Source organism: Roseateles noduli, from assembly GCF_050626985.1.
Lineage (GTDB): Bacteria > Pseudomonadota > Gammaproteobacteria > Burkholderiales > Burkholderiaceae_C > Roseateles > Roseateles noduli_A.
The window spans coordinates 6,052,053-6,071,714 of the sequence record NZ_CP192463.1 but is presented as its reverse complement, the minus strand read 5'-3'; the positions used below and the strand labels follow the sequence as shown (position 1 = coordinate 6,071,714).

Sequence of the window (19,662 nt, the reverse complement as noted above, 5' to 3'; positions counted from 1 at the left end):
GTTCGGCAGGGACGCGGGATTCTAGGGACGCCCTCAACAACTGCTTACCGCTGCGATGTCCACCGCATCCGTCAAGCGCGCGTTAACTGTCCATACTTTCCCTAGGCAGGCCCTTTCCGGACGCTTTGCCCATGACCTCCGGCAGGGGGGCTGGTCGCAAGACGAACGGAAAGCACCAAAGAGAGGCATTCGATGAAGCACCTGATTCAACGCATCCTCGGCGCCGTGGCGCTGACGGCTGGCGCGCTGGCCGCGCCGGCGGCCTTCGCGGGCGACGTGGGCGTGTCCATCAGCGTCGGGCAGCCGGGCTTCTACGGCCGGATCGACGTGGGCAACGTCCGTCCCGACGTGGTGTACGCACAGCCGATGGTGATCGAGCGCGTCTACGCGCCCGCCCCGCCGCTCTACCTGCGCGTGCCGCCGGGGCATTACCGCTCCTGGGCGCGCCATTGCGGCTACTACGGGGCCTGCGGCCGGCAGGTGTACTTCGTGCGGGAGGACTGGTACTCCCGCGCCTATGCGCAGGCCTACTACGGTCGCCCGCATGTGCATCCGATGCCGGTGTACGCGCCGCCCCCGCCGCGGTGGGATCCGCCGCGTCGCGACCATTGGGACGGCCGCCGCGACTGGCACGACCATCGGGACGACCGCCGCGGCTGGGAAGGCCGTCGCTGGGACGAGCGCCGGGATGACCATCGCGGTGGCGACCGCGGCGGCTGGGATCGTGGAGACCGGGGCGATCGGGGTGATCGGGGCGACCACGGTCACGGCCACGGACGGCATCGCGACTGACAGACGGGCTGCGGGGCCTCGCGTATAGTGGTCGGCTTACACACCAGCAAGGTGTGATTCACAGCGCCGACGTATGTTCGCAAAAGTCCTCGCCGCTCTCGGTCTGCTGACCTGCGTGTTCCTCGCGATCGACATGGCCTTGCCGCGCCGGCACCAACTGGCCTGGCGTGGCTGGTTGAAGCGGACCGCCCTCCGCATGAACGGGTTCAGCCTGCGTGGTCGCTTCAATTCCCGCGACCGTCGCCGCGCGGCGCACGATGCGGCGCTCGACGCCATCGCCCGCGCGAAGCACCGCTCGGGCACCTGGGACGGCAACGTCTATCACGGCGACGACTTCGAGCAGCGGCAGCGGCGCAAGCCGCATTGATGACGGCGCTGCGACACCGCCCTTGACCTCCACGAAAACGGCCTCTCACGAGGCCGTTTTCCATGGCGCGCATGGCGCGCCGCAAGAGACCGCTCAGCGCCGCGCCAGCACCGGCTCCAGCGCCTTCCCGGTGTGCGTGCCCTGCGCCACCAGCGTCTCCGGCCGTCCTTGCGAGACCACGAGCCCGCCCGCCGAGCCGCCTTCCGGCCCGAGGTCCAGCACCCAGTCCGCCTCCGCGATCACGTCGAGGTCGTGCTCGATGACGACCACGCTGTGCCCACCGTCCACCAGCCGGTGCAGCACGCGGATGAGTTTCTCGACGTCCGCCATGTGCAGCCCCACCGTCGGCTCGTCCAGCACGTACAAGGTGTGCGGCGCCTTCTGGCCGCGGCGCGTGACGTCGTCGCGCACCTTCACCAGTTCGGACACCAGCTTGATCCGCTGCGCCTCGCCGCCCGACAGCGTCGGGCTCGGCTGCCCCAGCGTCAGGTAGCCCAGCCCCACGTCCTGCAGCAGCTTCAACGGATGCGAGATCGAGGTCATCGCGGCGAAGAACTCCACCGCCTCGTCGATCTCCATCTGCAGCACCTCGCCGATGCTCCTGCCGCGCCAGCTCACCGCCAGCGTCTCCGGGTTGAAGCGCTGTCCGTGGCACTGGTCGCAGAGCACCTTCACATCCGGCAGGAAGCTCATGGCGATCGTGCGCATGCCCTGACCCTCGCAGCCCGGGCAACGGCCCTCGCCGGTGTTGAAGCTGAAGCGGGCCGGTGCGTAGCCGCGGGCCTTCGCTTCCAGCGTCTCGGCGAACAGCTTGCGGATCGCGTCCCAGAAGCCGATGTAGGTCGCCGGGCAACTGCGCGGCGTCTTGCCGATCGGCGTCTGGTCGACTTCGAGCACCCGGTCCACCTGCGCGTGCCCCTCGATCGCGTCGCAGCCGATCCACTTCGACGGCGCCCGACGCAGCGGCACGGCCGCGGCCATGTTGGCCAGCAGCACGTCCCGCGCCAGCGTCGACTTGCCCGATCCCGACACCCCCGTGATCGCCACCAGTCGATGCAGCGGCACGTCGACCGTCACGCCACGCAGGTTGTGCAGCGATGCGTTGAGCACCTTCAGCTTCGGCGCCTCGGTCTCCATGACGCGGCGCTCTTTCAGCGGGTGCACCAGCGGTCTCGACAGGAAGCGGCCCGTGAGCGAGTCGGGGTTCTTCGCGATCTGCTCCGCCGTGCCCTCGGCGATCACGCGACCGCCACGCTTGCCCGCGCCCGGTCCGATGTCGATGATGTGATCGGCGCGCCGGATCGTGTCCTCGTCGTGCTCGACGACCACCAGCGTGTTGCCCTTGTCGCCCAGCGTCGCCAGCGCCTTCAGCAGGATCTGGTTGTCGCGCGGATGCAGGCCGATGGTCGGCTCGTCCAGCACATAGCAGACGCCCTGCAGGTTGCTGCCGAGCTGCGCCGCCAGCCGGATGCGCTGCGCCTCGCCGCCCGACAGGGTCGGTGCCGCGCGGTCCAGCGTCAGGTAGCCGAGGCCCACCTCCTCCAGGAACTCCAGACGGCCCTTGATCTCGACGACCACGTCGCGCGCGATCTCCGCGTCGCGGCCGGTCAGCACCAGGCCGGCGATCCACTCGCGGGCGTCCTTCACGCTCCACGACGCGACCGTGCCGATCGTTTCGTGCTCGAAGCTCACCGCGCGCGCCACCGGGTTCAACCGCGCGCCGTGGCAATCGGGACACGGCGCATCGCTCAGGTCCTCGATCTCGGCTTCTTCCGCGGGGAAGCTCTGCTCGCGGCCGCGGTTGTCCTTGTCCTGCTGCGTGTCGTCGAGCGCCTTGCGCTGCTCGCGCGTCAGCGCCAGGCCCGTGCCGACGCAGGTCGTGCACCAGCCGTGCTTGGAGTTGTAGCTGAACAGCCGCGGATCCAGCTCCGGATAGCTGGTGCCGCACTGCGGGCACGCGCGCTTGGTGGAGAACACGCGCAGCTCGCCGATGCCGCGCGTCGGCTTCCCGCTGCGCAGCGCCTCGTGCAGCCCGTCCAGCGGCGACAGCACATGCACCACGCCCTTGCCGTGATCCAGCGCCTTGGCCAGCAGCTCGCGCAGATCGGCCTCGGTCTCCGGCGTGATCGTCATGTCGCCGACCGGCAGCTCGATGCTGTGCTCCTTGAAGCGGTCCAGGCGCGGCCACGGACTGGTCGGCAGGAACTCGCCGTCCACGCGCAGGTGCGTGTGGCCGCGCTGTTTCGCCCATTTCGCGAGGTCGGTATAGACCCCCTTGCGGTTGACCACCAGCGGCGCGAGCAGCCCGATGTGCACGCCCTTGTAGTCGCGCAGCAGCTGTGCGGCGATGGCCTCGACGCTCTGCGGCTTCACCGGCGTGCCGTCGTTCGCGCAATGCTGGACGCCCAGCTTCACGTAGAGCAGCCGCAGGAAGTGCCAGACCTCGGTCGTCGTCGCGACCGTGCTCTTGCGTCCGCCGCGCGACAGACGCTGCTCGATGGCGACGGTCGGCGGGATGCCCCACACCGCGTCGACCTCGGGCCGGCCCGCCGGCTGCACGATCGAACGCGCATAGGCGTTCAGCGATTCCAGGTAGCGGCGCTGACCCTCGTTGAACAGGATGTCGAAGGCCAGCGTGCTCTTGCCCGATCCCGACACGCCGGTCACGACGTTGAACTTGCCGCGCGGGATGCTGACGTCGACCGACTTGAGGTTGTGCTCGCGCGCGTTGACGATGCGGATCACCTCGTCTTCCTGGCGGCGCCGACGCAGCAGCGACTGCAGCGGCTGGCCTTCCGAGACCTTGACCGGCGCGCGGTCCATCTCCAGTGCGTACTCGCGCAGCGCCTTCGCGGTGTGCGAGGTCAGATGGTCCTTGAGATGCTCCGGGGTGCCGGTCGCGACGACCAGCCCGCCGTCCTCGCCGCCCTCGGGGCCGAGGTCGATGACCCAGTCCGACGCGCGGATCACGTCGAGGTTGTGCTCGATCAGGATCAGCGAGTGACCCGCCGACAGCAGCTTGCGCATCGCGCGCATCAGCTTGGCGATGTCGTCGAAGTGCAGGCCCGTCGTCGGCTCGTCGAACAAGAACAGCGTGCCCTTGGTCGCCGTCGCCTGGCGCGGCTTGGAGGCCGCCTCGGCCAGGTAGCCGGCGAGCTTGAGCCGCTGCGCCTCGCCGCCCGACAGCGTCGGCACCGGCTGCCCCAGCGTCAGGTAGTCGAGCCCGACGTCCGACAGCGGCTGCAGCTTGTTGAGCACCTCGCGGTCGACGCTGAAGACGTTGAGCGCCTCGGCCACCGTGAGCTCCAGCACGTCCGACACGCTCAACTGGCGGCCGGCGCGCTCGAGCTTGACCTCCAGCAGCTCGGCGCGGAAGCGCTTGCCATCGCAATCGGGGCAGCGCAGGTAGACGTCGGACAGGAACTGCATCTCGACGTGCTCGAAGCCCGAGCCGCCGCAGGTCGGGCAGCGGCCGTCGCCCGCATTGAAGCTGAACATGCCCGCGCCGTAGCTGCGCTCCCTGGCCATCGGCGTATCGGCGAAGCGCTTGCGGATCTCGTCGAAGACACCGACGTAGCTGGCCGGGTTGGAGCGCGCCGTCTTGCCGATCGGCGACTGGTCGACGAAGACCGCGTCGGCCAGCCAGTCCGCGCCCAGCAGCCGGTCGTGCTGGCCGGGCGTCTCGGTGGCCTGGCCGAACCAGCGCGCCAGCGCCGGATACAGCACGTCCTGCATCAGCGTGCTCTTGCCCGAGCCCGACACGCCGGTCACGGTGACCATGCGCTGCAGCGGGAACTCGACGCTGACGTTCTTGAGGTTGTGCTCGCGCGCGCCTTCGAGGATCAGGCGCGGCGTGCTTTCCTCGACGACGCGCTTGAGGCCCATGCCCACGTGCTTGCGCGCGCCCAGGTAGGCGCCGGTCAGCGTATCGGCCGAACGGATCTGCGCGGGCGTGCCGTCGAAGACGATCTGCCCGCCCTGCTGCCCCGGGCCCGGGCCCATGTCGATGAGCCGGTCGGCCGCCAGCATCACGGCCGGGTCGTGCTCGACGACGACCAGCGTGTTGCCCGCGTCGCGCAGCCGCTGCATCGCCTCGACGATGCGGTTCATGTCGCGCGGGTGCAGGCCGATGCTGGGCTCGTCCAGCACGAACAGCGTGTTGACCAGCGAGGTCCCGAGCGCCGTCGTCAGGTTGATCCGCTGCACCTCGCCGCCGGACAGCGTGCGGCTCTGCCGGTCCAGCGTCAGGTAGCCGATGCCGACGTCGACGAGGTACTTGAGCCGGTTGCGGATCTCGTCGAGCAGCAGCTTGAGCGCCTCGTCGAGCAGCGAGCCCGGCAGCTGCAGCTCGTCCATGAAGCGTCTGAGCCGATGGATCGGCAGCTGCATCAGGTCATGGACGGACAGGCCCGGCAGCGCCTCGAGCTGGACGCGGTTCCACTTCACGCCCTCGGGCATGAAACGCAGGTCGGGCGGGAGCGCCGCGTCGGCCAGCGCCTTCGAGCCGACGCGCCACAGCAGCGCCTCGGTCTTGAGCCGCGCGCCGCGGCAGGTCGGGCACTCGGTGTAGCTGCGGTACTTCGACAGCAGCACCCGGATGTGCATCTTGTAGGCCTTGCTCTCCAGGTACTCGAAGAAGCGGTTCACGCCGTACCACTGCTTGTTCCAGTTGCCGTTCCAGTTCGGGCTGCCGCCGATGACCCAGTCGCGCTGGGCCTGCGTCATCTGGTTCCAGGCGGTGTCGCGCGGGATGCCCGCATCGCCGGCGTACTTCAGCATGTCGTCCTGGCTTTCCTTCCAGGCCGGCGTCTGCATCGGCTTGATCGCGCCGCCGCGCAGCGTCTTGCGCTCGTCCGGGATGACCAGGCCCAGGTCCACGCCGATCACCCGGCCGAAGCCGCGGCAGGTCTCGCACGCGCCCATCGCGGAGTTGAACGAGAACAGCGCCGGCTGCGGATCGGCGTAGCGGATGTCGCTCTCCGGGCAATGCAGGCCGGTGGAGTAGCGCCACAGCGTCGGCTCGACGCCCTCCACCGCGCTGAGCACATGGACCGTCAGGCGGCCGCTGCCGCGCTTGAGCGCCAGCTCGATCGCCTCCATCGCGCGCGCCTGCTCGACGCCCTGGATGCGGAAGCGGTCGGCCACGACGTCCAGCACCTTGCGCCCGTTGACGACGCGCTCGGACTGCACGCGCGTGAAGCCGGAGGCGGACAGCCATTGCTCGACCTCGCCCGCGCTGACCGACTCGGGCAGCTCGACCGGGAAAGTCAGCACCAGGCGCGGGTCGTCGCCCACCGTCCGCGCCAGCAGTTCGGCATAGATCGTCTGCGGCGAGTCGTGGCGGACGGGCAGCGCGGTCTCGCGGTCGAACAGGTCCGCGCCGCGCGCGAACAGCAGCTTCAGGTGGTCGTTGAGCTCCGTCATCGTGCCGACGGTGGAACGGCTGGTGCGGACCGGGTTGGTCTGGTCGATCGCGATGGCGGGCGGCACGCCCTCCACCTTGTCGACCGCCGGCCGGTCCATGCGGTCCAGGAACTGGCGCGCGTAGGCGGAGAAGGTCTCGACGTAGCGGCGCTGGCCCTCGGCATACAGCGTGTCGAAGACCAGGCTGGACTTGCCCGACCCGCTGGGCCCGGTCACCACCGTCAATTCCCCTGTGCGGATGTCCAGGTCGAGGTTCTTGAGGTTGTGCTGGCGGGCGCCCCGGATGCGGATATCGGAATCGGACATGTGGTGTGGGCCTTGGAGCCTCGGAAAAGGCAGTGGGCGACGATTCTAGGGAGCGGAGGTGCCACGAAGTGGCAGCAGCGGCGAAGTGGGCGCGCCTGACGACCGTGACGACATGGTGGTAAGCAAATGCAAGCAGGCAACCGCTCAGCAAGCCTTCCCCTACCTCTTGTCAAGGCCTCCGAATGATGACTTCCGCACACTTGCTAGTCTCCGGGGCCTGCGGCAACAATGGACCCCGTCGTCGCCGAGCAACACCGGTCCCCCGGTCCCACCCGGACGGCGGATGACACACCTAGGGATTACCCGCATTCCGATCGGATCGCGGGCGACAAGCGACATGGACAGAAACGACGGCCATTCCACTCACGAGATCCCCGAGACCACGCTGGTCTTGATGACCTCGGACGCGTCCGCGAAGCCCTCGCCCGCGTCGTCGATGGCCGACGCCTCCGTGTCCGGCCAGCGTCCGGCGCCCGGCGAGCCCTTCGTGCTGCTGGTCGAGGACAACCCGATCAACCAGGTCGTCGCGCTGGAATTCCTGGCGCTGATGGGACTGAAGACGCAGCTCGCGCGCAACGGCCAGGAAGCGCTGGACCTGTGCGAGCAGGCGGCACCCAGCCTGGTGCTGATGGACATCCAGATGCCGGGCATGGACGGCCTGGAATGCGCGCGCCGGCTGCGGGAGCAGCAGGCGCAGGGACGGCTGCCCCGTTTCCCGATCCTGGCGCTGACGGCGCACGCGCTGGACAGCGACGTCGCGGACAGCCTGAAGGCCGGCATGGACGAGCACCTGACCAAGCCGCTCGACTTCCTGACGCTGCGCCGCCGGCTTGCGCGCTGGCTGGATCTGCCGCAGCTCAACGACTGACCCCCGAGAGCACCCCGACGAGGGATGAGGCGTCCCCACAACGGGTGGACGCTCGTTATTTCGAGGGTCATTGATCGCGCGCAAACCTTCCAGGAATCCCCCGTCGTAGCGCTGGCGTTAAGCGCTGCCTGCGTGCTCCACTTTCGATTCGCACCCGATGTCCGGGTGCGCCGATGCGAAAGGAAATCTGCATGCCAGTCCCGCTGACCGCCACGTTGACCGACGCAGCCTACGACGACATCCGCTGGGCCGCGAGGGAAGACCGTCGCTCTGAAATCGAGGTGATCGACCGCGCGCTCTACACCTACTTCAAGTTGCGCCGCGAGGTTCGGTATGGCCGGATCCTCGGATTCGTCGACCAAGGCCAGGAGCATCATCTGAAGACGCAGGTCAACTGGATCTGACATGAGCAGCGAGGACGCCACGTCGAGGGCTGCCCAACTGCTCGACGCCAAGGTGGGAATCCCCGAATCTCGGGCAGATGCACGCACTCGCCGGATCAAGGACCTGGGTCTCTTCTTTGTGAGCATCGTCATCTTGATGGTGCTGGTCGGCTTCAGCCTGTTCACGCTTCGAGACCAGTGCGTGATCGACGAAAACCGTCAATGGGCGCTGTCCACGCTCACCGCCGTGTTCGGCGGCGTGCTGGGCTGGCTGATCAAGCGATGAGCGCTTGCATGCACCACGCTCATCCGTTCTCAAGAAATCGCTGCACGATCGCGAAGTGCTCCGGCACGTTCAGCGCGGGCGCATGGCCGCAGCCCGGGATCGTCACCACCTCCGCCCGCGGACCGCGCACGCGCATCGCCTCGGCCGTCTCCGGCAGCAGAAGATCCGAGGTCTCGCCGCGCAGGCACAGCACCGGCAGGCTCAGCGAGTCCCACTCCGTCCAGCGCTTGTAATCGTCCGGATGGACGAAGAACTGGCGCACCATCGCCGGGTCGTAATGCGGCGTCACGCGCCCGTCGGGCAACCGCCGCACCGAGCTCTCCGTCAACCGGCGCCACTGCGCGTCGCTCATCCAGCCGTAGGGCTGATAGATCTGGCGGAAGTACTGTTCCAGCGCCGTCACCGTGTCGAACGCCGACGGCGCCCCCGCATAGCTGCGGATGCGCTGGATCGCCGGTTCCGCGAGTTCCGGCCCGATGTCGTTGAGCACCAGCCGCCGGATGCGCCCGCGCAAGGATGTCGCCGCCGCCAGCAACCCGATCGCGCCGCCCATCGAGGTGCCGATCCAGTGAAGCTCCTTAAGCCCCAGTTGATCGACGAGCGCCACCGCCAGCTTCACATAGAACGCGAGGCAGTACTCGTTGTCCGGATCCGGACTCCATTGCGACAACCCTCTTCCGAGGGTGTCCGGACACACCACGAAGTAGCGACCTGACCCCGCCAGGTGGGAGGCCAGCTCGTCCATGTCGCGCCCGGTGCGGGCCAGGCCATGCCATGCGATCACGGGCTCGCCCGCCGGATCGCCCCAGGCCCGGAAATGAATCTCGCGGCCTTCGCAGCGCAGGTAGTTCGACGTCGACTTCAAGTTCTCCTCCCCGCCTGCCGCAAACGCCCGACCAGTCCGTTCGGGAAGTGGTACACGGCCAGCACGAACAGCACGCCCAGCCACAGCAGCCAGCGCTCCGGCGCGATCAGCTGCGACAGCACCGGCACGCCTTCCACCGCCGACGCGCCGACGCGCATCAGGTCTTGCAGGTAGCTCTGCGCGAGCACGAACAGCGCGCTGCCGATCACCGCGCCGTAGATCGTGCCCATGCCGCCGATCACGACGATCAGCAGGATGTCCAGCATGATCTCGAAGGACAAGGAGGTGTCCGGCCCGTTGTAGCGCAGCCAGATCGCCAGCAAGGCGCCCGCGAGGGTCGCGAAGACCGCCGCCAGCAGCGTCGACAGCGTGCGGTAGGTCACCAGGCGGTAGCCGATCGCCTCGGCGCGGAAGTCGTTGTCCCGAATGGCCTGCAGCACGCGCCCGAACGGGGAATTGACGATGCGCAGCAACGCGAGCACCAGCACGACGGTCACGACGAACAGCAGGTAGTAGCTCAGCAGCCGGCCGTCGATGGAGACGCCGAACACGGGCTCCTCGAGGAATTCGGTCGACGGCGACAGCAGCTCGGGCAGCCGGAAGTTCAGCCCGTCCTCGCCGCCGGTGAAGTCGGACAGTTGCGAGGCCAATCCCTGGAACGCCGCCGCGACGGCCAGCGTGATCATGGCGAAGAAGATCGCCTTCACGCGCAATGAGAACAGACCGATGACCAGCGCGAGCAGCAGCGACAGCACCAGTGCGCCGCCGATGCCGACGACGAGCGCGGCGAAGCCCGGTTCCAACCGGGAGCTCGCGATGGCGACGCCGTAGGCGCCGATGCCGAAGAACATCGTGTGCGCGAAGCTGACGATGCCGGTGTAGCCGAGCAGCAGGTCGTAGCTGCCCACGAGCACGATGAACACGAGGATCTTGGCCGCCACGTTGAGCGCCCGGGTGCCGGGGAACACGAACGGCGCCAGCGCGAGTCCGAGCACGGTCAGCAGCAGCAGCGCCGCCAGCACGCGGCTGCGCGGCAGGTCATGCGACAGCAGGGATCGGATCAGGGTCATGAAGGCATCGCTCCGTTCAACGGCGTCCGACCGGATAGAGGCCTTGTGGCCGCCACAGCAGCACGGCGACCATCAGGCCGATGTTGGAGAACAGGGCCGCCTTGGGCGCGAGGAAGCCGCAGTAGTTGGCCATCAATCCGACCAGCACCGCGCCCACGAAACACCCCAGCGTCGAGCCCAGCCCGCCGATGATGATCACGATGAAGATCAGCGTGTTGACCTGCGCGCCGATCTGCGGGACCACGCTCTGCTGGTAGAGCCCCCACAGCACGCCGCCCAGCCCCGCCAGGCCCGAGCCGGCGACGAACACGGCCACGAACAGGCGTCGGATCCGATAACCCAGGCTCTCGACCATCTCCCGGTCCTGGACGCCGGCGCGGATCAGCAGGCCCAGCTTGGTCCGGTTGAGCAGCCACAGCAGTCCCGCGAAGACCAGCAGGCCCACGACGACGGCCAGCAGCCGGAACTTCTCGACCGCCACATCGCCGACCACGAGCGCGCCCCGCAGCGACTCCGGCGGCTGCAGCGGGATCATCTGCGCGCCCCAGACCAGCTTGATGAGCTCCTCGCCGATGATCATGCCGCCCATCGTGATCAGGATCTGCTTGAGGTGCATGCCGTAGACGGGCCGCACCAGTACGCGCTCGAAGACCAGGCCCAGCGCCGCGGCGCTGACGATGCCGGCCAAGGCCGCCACGGCGACCGCGATCAGGTTGGCCGCCAGCGACGGACTCGCCACGAAGCCGCCGTAGGTGTTCATCGCGCCCATCACCGTCGTGGCGACGAAGGCGCCGAGCGCGATGAACACGCCGTGACCGAAGTTCAGCACGTCCATCAGGCCGAAGATCAGCGTCAGGCCCGAGGCGATGACGAAGACGATCAGCCCCATCGCGAGGCCGGCGATCGTCAGCGTCGCCCAGCTCGACATCGAGCCGATCAGCGGCAGTGCCGCCAGCGCCAGCCCGACGATCAGCAGCAGCGGGATCGCGTCGAAACGTGCCTGGGGCACCGGAGAGGTGTCGTTCATTGATGTGCCGCCAGCGAAAGTCCCAGCAGCCGCTGCTGCAGCGCCTCATCGGCCGCCAGGTCGGCCATGCGGCCCGCATGCACGACGCGGCCGTCGTCCATGACCGCGACGCCGTCACCCAGCGCCTGGGCGACCATGAAGTTCTGCTCCACCAGCAGCACGGTCGTCCGTGCGCCGTCGCGGCCGCGCTGGATCTCCCGCAGCGCCTCGATGAGGTTGCGGATGATCGCCGGCGCCAGCCCCTTGGTGGGTTCGTCGATCAGCAGCAGCCGGCGCGGCTCGACCATCGCGCGCGCGATCGCCAGCATCTGCTTCTGCCCGCCGCTCAGCTTGCCGGCCGGATACAGCCAGAACTTGCGCAGCGCGGGGAACAGCCCGAACAGCCAGTCCAGCCGCGTGGTGTCGAGGTCGTCGAGCGAGCGGGCGCCGCGTGCCGCCAGCAGCAGGTTCTCGCGGACCGTCAGGTCGCCGAAGATGCCCATGTTCTCCGGGACGTAGGCGATGTCCAGGCGCGCGATCTCCGGCGTCGGCATGGCCTGGATCTCGCGGCCGTCGAGCTGCACGCGCCCGGCGCTCGCGCGCCACAGTCCCATCACCGTGCGCAGCGTCGTCGTCTTGCCGGCGCCGTTGCGGCCCAGCAGCATCGTGACTTCACCCTCGGCGACGCCCAGGTCGACGCCATGCAGGATGTGATACGCCCCGATGTGCGTGTGCACGCCGTCGAGGCGCAGCAGCGTCCTGTTCGCCGGCAGGCTCATCGATGCGCCCATCGGGGCCTCCATCGGCGCATCCATCGGCGCGCTCGTTGGCGCACTCGTTGGCGTGCCCGTCGATGTGGACCCGTTCATGCGGCCTCCGGCATCGCCAGTCCCAGGTAGGCGCTCTGCACCACCGGCGAGGCGATGACCGCTTCGGGTTCGCCGTCCGCGACCAGTTGCCCGTTGTGCAGCACGACGATGCGATCGGCCAGTTCCCGCACCACGTCCATCTTGTGCTCCACCAGCAGGATCGTGTGCGTCCCCTCCGCCTTCAGCGCGCGGATCAGGTCGAGGATCACCGGCACCTCGTCGACGCTCATGCCCGCGGTCGGTTCGTCGAACAGGTAGACCTTGGGCTTGAGCGCCATCAGCATCGCGACCTCCAGCTTGCGCTGGTCGCCGTGCGGCAGGCTCGCGGCCGGCGCGTCGACGCGATGCCCGAGCCGCACGCGCTCGACGATCGCGCGCGCCTCGTCGAGCAGCTCGCGGTGGTTCAGCCACACGGAGAACATCCGCAGGCCCTCCCCGCGCCGCGACTGCACGGCGAGGCGCACGTTCTCGAGCACGCTCAGCGTCGGGAACAGCTGCGTCAGCTGGAAGGCGCGCCCCAGTCCGCGCCGCGTGCGCAGCGGCGCGGCCAGTCGCGTCAGATCCTCGCCGTCGAGCAGCACCCGACCCGCGCTCGCACCGAGCTGGCCCGAGATCAGATTGAAGTAGGTCGTCTTGCCGGCACCGTTGGGCCCGACGATGGCCGTCAGCGTGCCCGGACGGAAGGCGCAGCTGACACGATCCACCGCGGTGTGGCCGCCGAACCGGATGGTGAGGTCATGGGTCTCGAGCATGCGTGCGGAAAGCTTCCAGGCGCGATCGCCGCCCTCAGGGGCAGGTGCCGATCACGTAGTAGTTGGGGCCGGTCTGCTTCAGCGTCGTCGTGATGAAGACGTTCCACAAGCCCATGTTCTGGTTGGAGCCGTTGGCGAGGGCATACCCGCCGCTCTGATGGGCGCGCCCCGCCGTCGTGTGGGCATAGTTGGTCGCGGTGAAACAGGTGGCCGCGGCGCCGGTCGTGGTCCCGCTCACCGGGGCGGAAGCGGCGCCCTCGATGCCTCCGCCGTCGACCGCACGGACCGTCCAGCTGTAGGTGGTCGCCGGGGACAGACCGGTGTCGCCGTAGCTGGTGCCGGTCACGGCCGACGCGGTGACCTTGGTGCCGTTGCGGTAGACGTTGTAGCCCGACGCGCCGGTGACGGCGGCCCAGCCGATCGTCATCGTGGTGTTGGTCGCGCCGGTGGCCGTCACCGACGCCGGCGCCGGCAGCGTGCCGGGCGTGCCGCCGCCGCCCGAGGACACCTGGTCCACCATGGCCTTGATCGCCGCGATCTGCGTGCCGGCCTTCTGCGCAAAGTTCGAGCCGTACCAGCCGACCCAGTCCCAGCAACCATTCGGGTTGGGCAGCAGCCCGCTGGCCGAGGTCGAACGCGAGGTGTTGTCGACCTTGGTCTGCGGGAACAGCACGACGATGTTGTTGGTGTCGGCCCAGCGCGAGAAGCCGGTGTTCCTCACGAACTTGTCGCCGATGGTGGCGTAGTTCTGCTGGCAGCCGTGCAGCGCGACGTGCAGCTTGCAGACCTGGCCGGCCGCGCAGTTGGCCGGCACGTAGGCCCAACCGGTCGCCGCGAGGCCGGGGTTGGTGCTGAACGCGGTCTGGTCGAACTCGATGTAGTTGGCCGCGGCGGGGCTGTTGTTGCGCGCGCTCAGCGTGCCGTAGAGCTTGGTGAGCACGGCTTTCGCGCCGTCGTAGCCGCAGTTGGCGATGTAGGGCGACGCACTGGTGCCACAGCTGTTGTTGCCTGTGGCATCGAAGTCGGTGGGCAGCACATGGGCGGTGCCGCTGCGCTGGACGTACTCGAGGTTGGCCGCCGTGACGCCGTTGTTGAGGTACTGCGTCTGCACCGCGTTCATCGGATTGGGACCGACCGTGGTGTCGCTGGTGCCGACGAACAGGTAGACCTTCTGCGAGGCGACGTTGCTCTTGGCGTCGATCGCCGTGCCGCTCCAGTTGTTGAGGTCGGCCTGCATCGTGTTCAGCGCGGACGACGAGATCGTCGCGTTGTACATGCAGGCGGTGTAGTTGCTGTGGCCGGCGCACATGTACGGCCCGCCGGCGAAGACACCGACGCCCTTGAACGTCGATGAATGCGCGTAACCGAGCTGGTTGGCCATGAAGCCGCCCGACGACAGGCCCGACACGGTGGTCTGGGTCTTGTCGATGTTGAGCGAGGGCAGCGGCACGGCGGCGTGGCCGACGCCCGCCGACAGGAGCGACGCGGCCACCACGGCGGTGGGAACGAGAAAGCGGGTAGCGGAACTTCTGACAACGGATGACTTCATCGGAAACCTCCTGGATGTCGACGGACCTTCAACGCCTGATGCTGGGCACCCAGCGCTCAGCGCTTGTTGCGAATCGGAATGTTCATCTCCTCCGGCTTGATCTCGCGCACCAGCTCGGGCACGCCCCAGGCGAAGGCCGGATCCACCTTGATCCTGAAGTGATACATCGACTGCATCGCCTGGTGGTCCTCGGGCCGGAAGGTCATGCGGCCCTTGGGTGTCTCGAAGCTCATGCCCTCCATGGCCTTGATGAGCTTGTTGGTCGCCGTGTCGCCCGCGGTCTTCTTGAGCGCCTCGACGACCGCGATCGCCGCGCTCATGCCGCCGGCGGTGAAGAAATCAGGCGGCGTCTTGAACTGCTTGTAATGGTTGGCGACCAGCCATTCATTGACCGGATTCTTCGGGATGCCGAAGTAGTAGTAGGTCGCGCCCTCCATGCCGGGCAGCGCCTTGTACGCGGCCATCGCGGGCAGGATGTTGCCGCCGGTGGCGATCTCGATGCCGTAGCGCTTGAGGTCGAGATCGGCGATCTTGAACGGGTTCCCCGCGCCGGCCCAGATGATGAAAATCACCTTGCGGCCGGGCTGGTCCTTGAGCCGGTCGATGAGCCGCTGCGCACCGGCGGTGAAGTCGGTCGTGGTGGTCGGCAGGTATTCCTCATGGACCACCTTGGCCTTCTTGATCGCATCCTTGAAGGCCTTCACGCCGTCGCGGCCGAAGGCGTAATCCTGCGCCAGCGTCGCGATCACGGTACCCGGCCTGTCGAGCGCGACCGCGTTGGAGATCGCATCCTGCGAGCTGTTGCGGCCGGTCCGGAAGATGTACTTGTTCCACTTGTCGCCGGTGATCGAGTCGGCGACCGCGGGCTCGACCAGCAGGATCTTCTTGTACTCCTCGGCCACCGGCAGCAATGCAAGCGCGACACCCGACGAGGACGGGCCGACGGCGATGTCGGCCTTGTCGTCCCCATAGGCGGCCGCCAGCAGGCTCTTGCCCACGTCGGGCTTGCCCTGGTCGTCCTTCTCGATGACGACGAGCTTGCGGCCCGCCACCGTCATCGTGCCGCCGGTCGCGTAGTCCAGGCCCATCAGGAAACCGGTCTGCGTCTGCTTGCCGTAAGCCTCGAGGGGGCCGGTGCGGCTGTAGACATGGGCGATGCGGATTTCCTTGCCTTGAGCGTGCGCCGGAGCGCTCATGCTCAAGACGGCGGACAGCGCCAGCGCCGCGCCGGCCGCGGCGCGGATGAAGCCATGGGTCATGGAACTTGTCTCCTGTTGGGGCGGACCGGTCGTGCGCCGGTCTCGAGGAGCCTCCTTCGCAAGGTCCATGCCGACATCGTTCGGCCGGGCGCGGGCACTCCACGACTCAGGGGGCATCCCTCCGGGAACCCCCAGAGTCATTCCGGCCCCATCGAGGCTCGCTGACCTCGCGCCTCTCCGTGAGACCGGTGGGATCGGCTCCCGGAATGACAACGCCGCTGTCCGGGTTCCAGACAGCGGCGTGCGGTGGCGATCAGAACCTTGTCCGGAAATCGGGCAGTGTCCGGAGTCCAGACAGCGGGGCGTTCGCGCGCCGCCGGGTGAGGCGGTCAGGTGCGGAAGGTCGCCACGTGTTCGTTGAGCAGGCGGGCCTGCTGCTGCAGCGATTCGGCGGCGGCAGCGGTCTCTTCAACCAGCGCCGCGTTCTGTTGCGTCATGTCGTCCAGGTGCTTCACGGCCTGGTTGATCTGGGCAAGTCCGTCGGACTGGCCCGCGCTGGACTGGCTGATCTCGGCGACCGTGCCGCTGACCTGCTGCACCGACTGGAGGATCTGGCCCATCGCCTCGCCGGCGCGACCCACCTGGGCGCCGCCCGCGTCGACGCGCGAGACCGAGTCGTTGATCAGCGCCTTGATCTCCTTGGCCGCGTTGGCGCTGCGCTGCGCGAGCGCGCGCACTTCCGAGGCGACGACCGCGAAGCCCCGGCCCTGCTCGCCCGCGCGGGCCGCCTCGACGGCCGCGTTCAGGGCGAGGATGTTGGTCTGGAAGGCCACGCCGTCGATGACGGAGATGATGTCGGCGATCTTGCGGCTGGCACCGGCGATGCCGTCCATGGTCTGCACCACTTCGCCCATCACGTCGGCGCCGAGCTTGGCGCGATCGGCCGCGCCGATGGCCAATTGATTGGTCTGGTGCGCCGCCTGCGCGGAGTGCGTGACCTGTTGCGTCAGCTCATGCATCGACGCCGCCGTCTGCTGCAGGCTGGAGGCCGCCTGCTCGCTGCGCTGCGACAGGTCCTGGCTGCCCATCGCGACCTCGCGCGACGCATGCTGGATGGAGTCCGTGGCGTCGCGGATGGCGCGCACCAGATCGCTGAGTCGGCCCTGCATCGCGGCGACCTGCGTCAGCACCTGGCCGATCTCGTCGTTGCCCACATCCTCCCCGCCCATCACCTGCGTGCGCAGATCGCCGTTGGCGACGGCCTCGACGACTTCGCGCATCTGGTTGAGCCGGCGCTTCAGGCCGCGCGCGAACCATTCGACCGCGACCAGCGCGGCGATGCCCACGGCGATCACCAGCACCAGCGCGACCGTCGCGTCGCGACGGGCGATGCCGGACACGTCGTCGATGTAGACGCCGGAGCCGATCACCCAGCCCCAGGGCTTGAAGCCGGCGACGTAGGAACGCTTGGGTTCCGGATCCTTGGCGCCGGGCTTGGGCCACAGGTAGTCGACGAAGCCGCTGCCCTGCGCCTTGACCGTGTCGACGAAGGCGACGAACAGCTTCAGGCCGTTCGGGTCCTTGTTGCCGGACAGGTCCTTGTCGTTGAGCTCCGGCTTGATCGGGTGCATGACCATCTTGGGCGTCATGTCGTTGATCCAGATGTACTCGTTGCCGGAGTAACGGATCTTGCCGATCTCGGCGGCAGCCTGCTTCTTCGCGTCGGCCTCGGTGAGACCGCCCGCGCCGATGCGGTCGAAGTGGCGCTTGGCGATCTGCTCGGCGTTCTTCACCTGCTCGACCGTCGTGATCATCTTGACGTCCAGCAGGCTCATCGCGGAGCGGTGGCTGAGCCACATCACCAGCACGACGAAACCGACCACCGCGGCCAGCACCGCCACGCGCAGCTTGGTGGCCAGCGTCCAGGCCCGGGGTGCCGCGCTCCTGGAAGTATTCCGGGCGCCGGAGGGCATGTCCGCATGCAGGCCGGTCGCAGTCGTGGTGAGCGTGTTCATAGGTCTCCTGGGCGGGCCGGTCCATCCGGTCCTCGTCGTCTGCCCTGGCCTCGAATATGCGCATACCGCACGGCGTGCGGCAAGCCCCTCGAACCCTCGAACAAGCCCTTGAACACAGGCCAAACGTGACGATATGGCGTCGCGCGGCCTCCATTCAGGGGGCATGCGCTGCCGTACGCGTCAGGCAGAGGCGAGTTCGGGGTACTTCGCCAGCTTCTCGTAGAGCGTGGCGCGGGAGATCGCCAGCAACCTCGCCGCGGCGACGCGGTTGCCGTTGGTGCTCCTCAATGCCTGCGCGATGGCGGCGCGCTCCAGCTCGGCCTTGCGGGCGGGCAGGGTCTCCGTGGGACCGAGCTCACGTTGCGCAGGCCGGTACCCCTCCTCGCTCCCACTTCTCCTCACGCTCGACAGGTCGCTCGGAGGGGCACCGGCCTGCGCAACGTCCGCATCGCTCGTGGTGAACGCCGTGAACATCGTGGGCGCGGTGGTGGTGGTGGTGGTGGTGGTGGTGGTGGTCGGGGTCGCCGTCTCGTGGAGTCCGAAATGCCTCGGCAGCAACTCGTCCTCGTCGCTCATCAGGAAGGCCTGTTCCAGCGCGTTGCGCAACTCTCGCACGTTGCCGGGCCAGGTCTTGCCTTCGAGCGCCCGCAGCGCCGCGGCGCTCAAGGTCTTCGGCGCCAGGCCGCTGCGCCGCGTGATGTCTTCCAGCAGCACCTCGACCAGCGTCTCGATATCCCCGCACCGCTCGCGCAGCGCGGGCAGGCGGATCGGCAGGACGTTGAGCCGGTAGAAGAGATCGGCGCGGAACTCGCCGCGCTGCACCATCGCCCCGAGGTCGCGGCTGGTCGCCGCGATCACGCGGACGTCGACCTTCACGACCTCGTTGCTGCCCAGCGGCTCCAGCTCCTGCTCCTGCAGCACGCGCAGCAGCTTGGCCTGCAGCGCCGGGGGCATGTCGCCGATCTCGTCGAGGAAGAGCGTGCCGCCGTCGGCCAGCCGGAACTTGCCGTCGCGCCCCTTGCGATCGGCGCCGGTGTAGGCGCCGGGCGCGACGCCGAAGAATTCCGCCTCCAGCAGCGTCTCCGGCACGGCGGCGATGTTCACCGACACGAGCGGCTTCGCCGCGCGCCGGGAGGCCGCGTGGATGGCGTGCGCGAGCAGTTCCTTGCCGGTGCCCGTCTCGCCGAGCAGCAGCACCGTCGCCTCGGTCTGCGCGACGCGGCGCGCATGGCGCTTGACCTCGACCGCGGCCGCGCTCGATCCGACGAAGTCGACGATGCGGTGCTTGGCACGGCGGTTGCGGGACTGCTCGGCGGCGAGTTGGCGTCGCGTGTCGTCGAGCTCCGCCTGCAGACACGCGAACTTGTTCATCAACGGTTGCATCGTCGTCTCGGGATGGTCCAGCAGGACCATGCCCATCGCGCCGATGACGTCGCCGCCCGGCCCGCGCAGCGGCAGCCGGCTGACGAGGAAGGTGCCCGCCTTGTTCGTCAGCAGGTCCACGAGGATGGGCTGGCCGGTGTCGATGACCTGCGCCATCAGGGTGTTGGGGACGACCTCCTCGACACGGCGGCCGACGAACTCGGATTCGTCGCGGAAGCCGAGCGCGGGCAGGAAGCGCTTGTAGCCCTCGCTGATCCAGACGACGCGGTGCTCGCGGTTGACCACCATCGCGCCCTGCGCGGTGCTGGCCAGCACGTCGAACATCGACTGCGCCGCCAGCCGCAGCACCGCTTCGGCATCCTGGGGAATGTCGTTCATGGCTTGTCTCCTGGACGTTCGTCCTGGCCGCTGTCCCCAGCGCGCCGGGCGCGCCGCAGGGGCGGCCCGCGGGTGTCCGGGTCGGGCTGCCGCCGCGCGGCGCCGCCTCGGATCTGGTGCGGACCAATGTAGCAGCCGCCTCGCCGGTGC

The 19,662-nt window shown here is 68.5% G+C and carries 15 protein-coding genes; 5 read left to right on the top strand and 10 right to left on the bottom strand.

Features of this window, described 5'->3' with window-relative positions; all coding sequences use genetic code 11:
* Positions 1–192: 192 nt before the first annotated feature.
* Positions 193–792, top strand: coding sequence for a hypothetical protein (locus tag ACQ4L4_RS26450; protein WP_431101763.1), 600 nt, complete (start codon positions 193–195; stop codon positions 790–792).
* A gap of 73 nt (positions 793–865) precedes the next feature.
* A complete protein-coding gene (locus tag ACQ4L4_RS26445; RefSeq protein WP_377157546.1) occupies positions 866–1,159 on the top strand; it encodes a hypothetical protein in 294 nt (97 codons plus the stop codon).
* Between the two features lie 93 nt (positions 1,160–1,252).
* Here the strand turns inward: ACQ4L4_RS26445 and uvrA are convergent, their stop codons facing one another.
* Positions 1,253–6,889 carry an excinuclease ABC subunit UvrA gene (gene uvrA, locus ACQ4L4_RS26440; protein WP_431101761.1) on the bottom strand — a complete coding sequence of 1,879 codons (5,637 nt, stop codon included), beginning with the start codon at positions 6,887–6,889 and terminating at the stop codon, positions 1,253–1,255.
* Between the two features lie 337 nt (positions 6,890–7,226).
* On the opposite strand from uvrA, the gene ACQ4L4_RS26435 reads away from it, so the two are divergent.
* The 3 genes from ACQ4L4_RS26435 to ACQ4L4_RS26425 all read left to right on the top strand — a co-directional run bounded on the left by ACQ4L4_RS26435 (position 7,227) and on the right by ACQ4L4_RS26425 (position 8,426).
* Positions 7,227–7,757 carry a response regulator gene (locus tag ACQ4L4_RS26435; RefSeq protein WP_431101760.1) on the top strand — a complete coding sequence of 177 codons (531 nt, stop codon included), beginning with the start codon at positions 7,227–7,229 and terminating at the stop codon, positions 7,755–7,757.
* Between the two features lie 191 nt (positions 7,758–7,948).
* Positions 7,949–8,161: a hypothetical protein gene (locus ACQ4L4_RS26430; protein WP_431101759.1), complete on the top strand. Its 213-nt coding sequence runs from the start codon at positions 7,949–7,951 to the stop codon at positions 8,159–8,161.
* Between the two features lies 1 nt (position 8,162).
* Positions 8,163–8,426 (top strand): hypothetical protein, encoded by a 264-nt coding sequence (locus ACQ4L4_RS26425; RefSeq protein WP_431101757.1) that lies wholly within the window; start codon positions 8,163–8,165, stop codon positions 8,424–8,426.
* A 19-nt stretch (positions 8,427–8,445) separates the two neighbouring features.
* On the opposite strand, the gene ACQ4L4_RS26420 is transcribed toward ACQ4L4_RS26425, so the two are convergent.
* From ACQ4L4_RS26420 to ACQ4L4_RS26380, 9 genes are all read right to left on the bottom strand, one after another.
* A complete protein-coding gene (locus tag ACQ4L4_RS26420) occupies positions 8,446–9,291 on the bottom strand; it encodes an alpha/beta fold hydrolase (protein WP_431101756.1) in 846 nt (281 codons plus the stop codon).
* Positions 9,288–10,355 (bottom strand): branched-chain amino acid ABC transporter permease, encoded by a 1,068-nt coding sequence (locus ACQ4L4_RS26415; RefSeq protein WP_431105020.1) that lies wholly within the window; start codon positions 10,353–10,355, stop codon positions 9,288–9,290. Before ACQ4L4_RS26415 ends, ACQ4L4_RS26420 begins: the two co-directional genes overlap by 4 nt.
* Positions 10,356–10,377: 22 nt before the next feature.
* A complete protein-coding gene (locus ACQ4L4_RS26410) occupies positions 10,378–11,388 on the bottom strand; it encodes a branched-chain amino acid ABC transporter permease (RefSeq protein WP_431101754.1) in 1,011 nt (336 codons plus the stop codon).
* The gene (locus ACQ4L4_RS26405) at positions 11,385–12,158 is read right to left on the bottom strand and encodes an ABC transporter ATP-binding protein (RefSeq protein WP_431105019.1); all 774 of its coding nucleotides are present in this window, start codon (positions 12,156–12,158) and stop codon (positions 11,385–11,387) included. Before ACQ4L4_RS26405 ends, ACQ4L4_RS26410 begins: the two co-directional genes overlap by 4 nt.
* Positions 12,159–12,232: 74 nt before the next feature.
* Positions 12,233–12,988 (bottom strand): ABC transporter ATP-binding protein, encoded by a 756-nt coding sequence (locus tag ACQ4L4_RS26400; protein WP_377157557.1) that lies wholly within the window; start codon positions 12,986–12,988, stop codon positions 12,233–12,235.
* Between the two features lie 34 nt (positions 12,989–13,022).
* Positions 13,023–14,537, bottom strand: coding sequence for an extracellular catalytic domain type 2 short-chain-length polyhydroxyalkanoate depolymerase (locus ACQ4L4_RS26395; RefSeq protein WP_431101752.1), 1,515 nt, complete (start codon positions 14,535–14,537; stop codon positions 13,023–13,025).
* Between the two features lie 56 nt (positions 14,538–14,593).
* Complete coding sequence (locus ACQ4L4_RS26390; RefSeq protein WP_431101751.1) at positions 14,594–15,796, bottom strand: substrate-binding domain-containing protein; 1,203 nt, start codon at positions 15,794–15,796, stop codon at positions 14,594–14,596.
* 329 nt (positions 15,797–16,125) lie between these two features.
* Entirely contained in the window at positions 16,126–17,751 is a 1,626-nt protein-coding gene (locus ACQ4L4_RS26385) for a methyl-accepting chemotaxis protein (protein WP_431101749.1), read from the bottom strand.
* Between the two features lie 180 nt (positions 17,752–17,931).
* A complete protein-coding gene (locus tag ACQ4L4_RS26380) occupies positions 17,932–19,512 on the bottom strand; it encodes a sigma-54 interaction domain-containing protein (RefSeq protein ID WP_431101748.1) in 1,581 nt (526 codons plus the stop codon).
* Between the last annotated feature and the right edge of the window lie 150 nt (positions 19,513–19,662).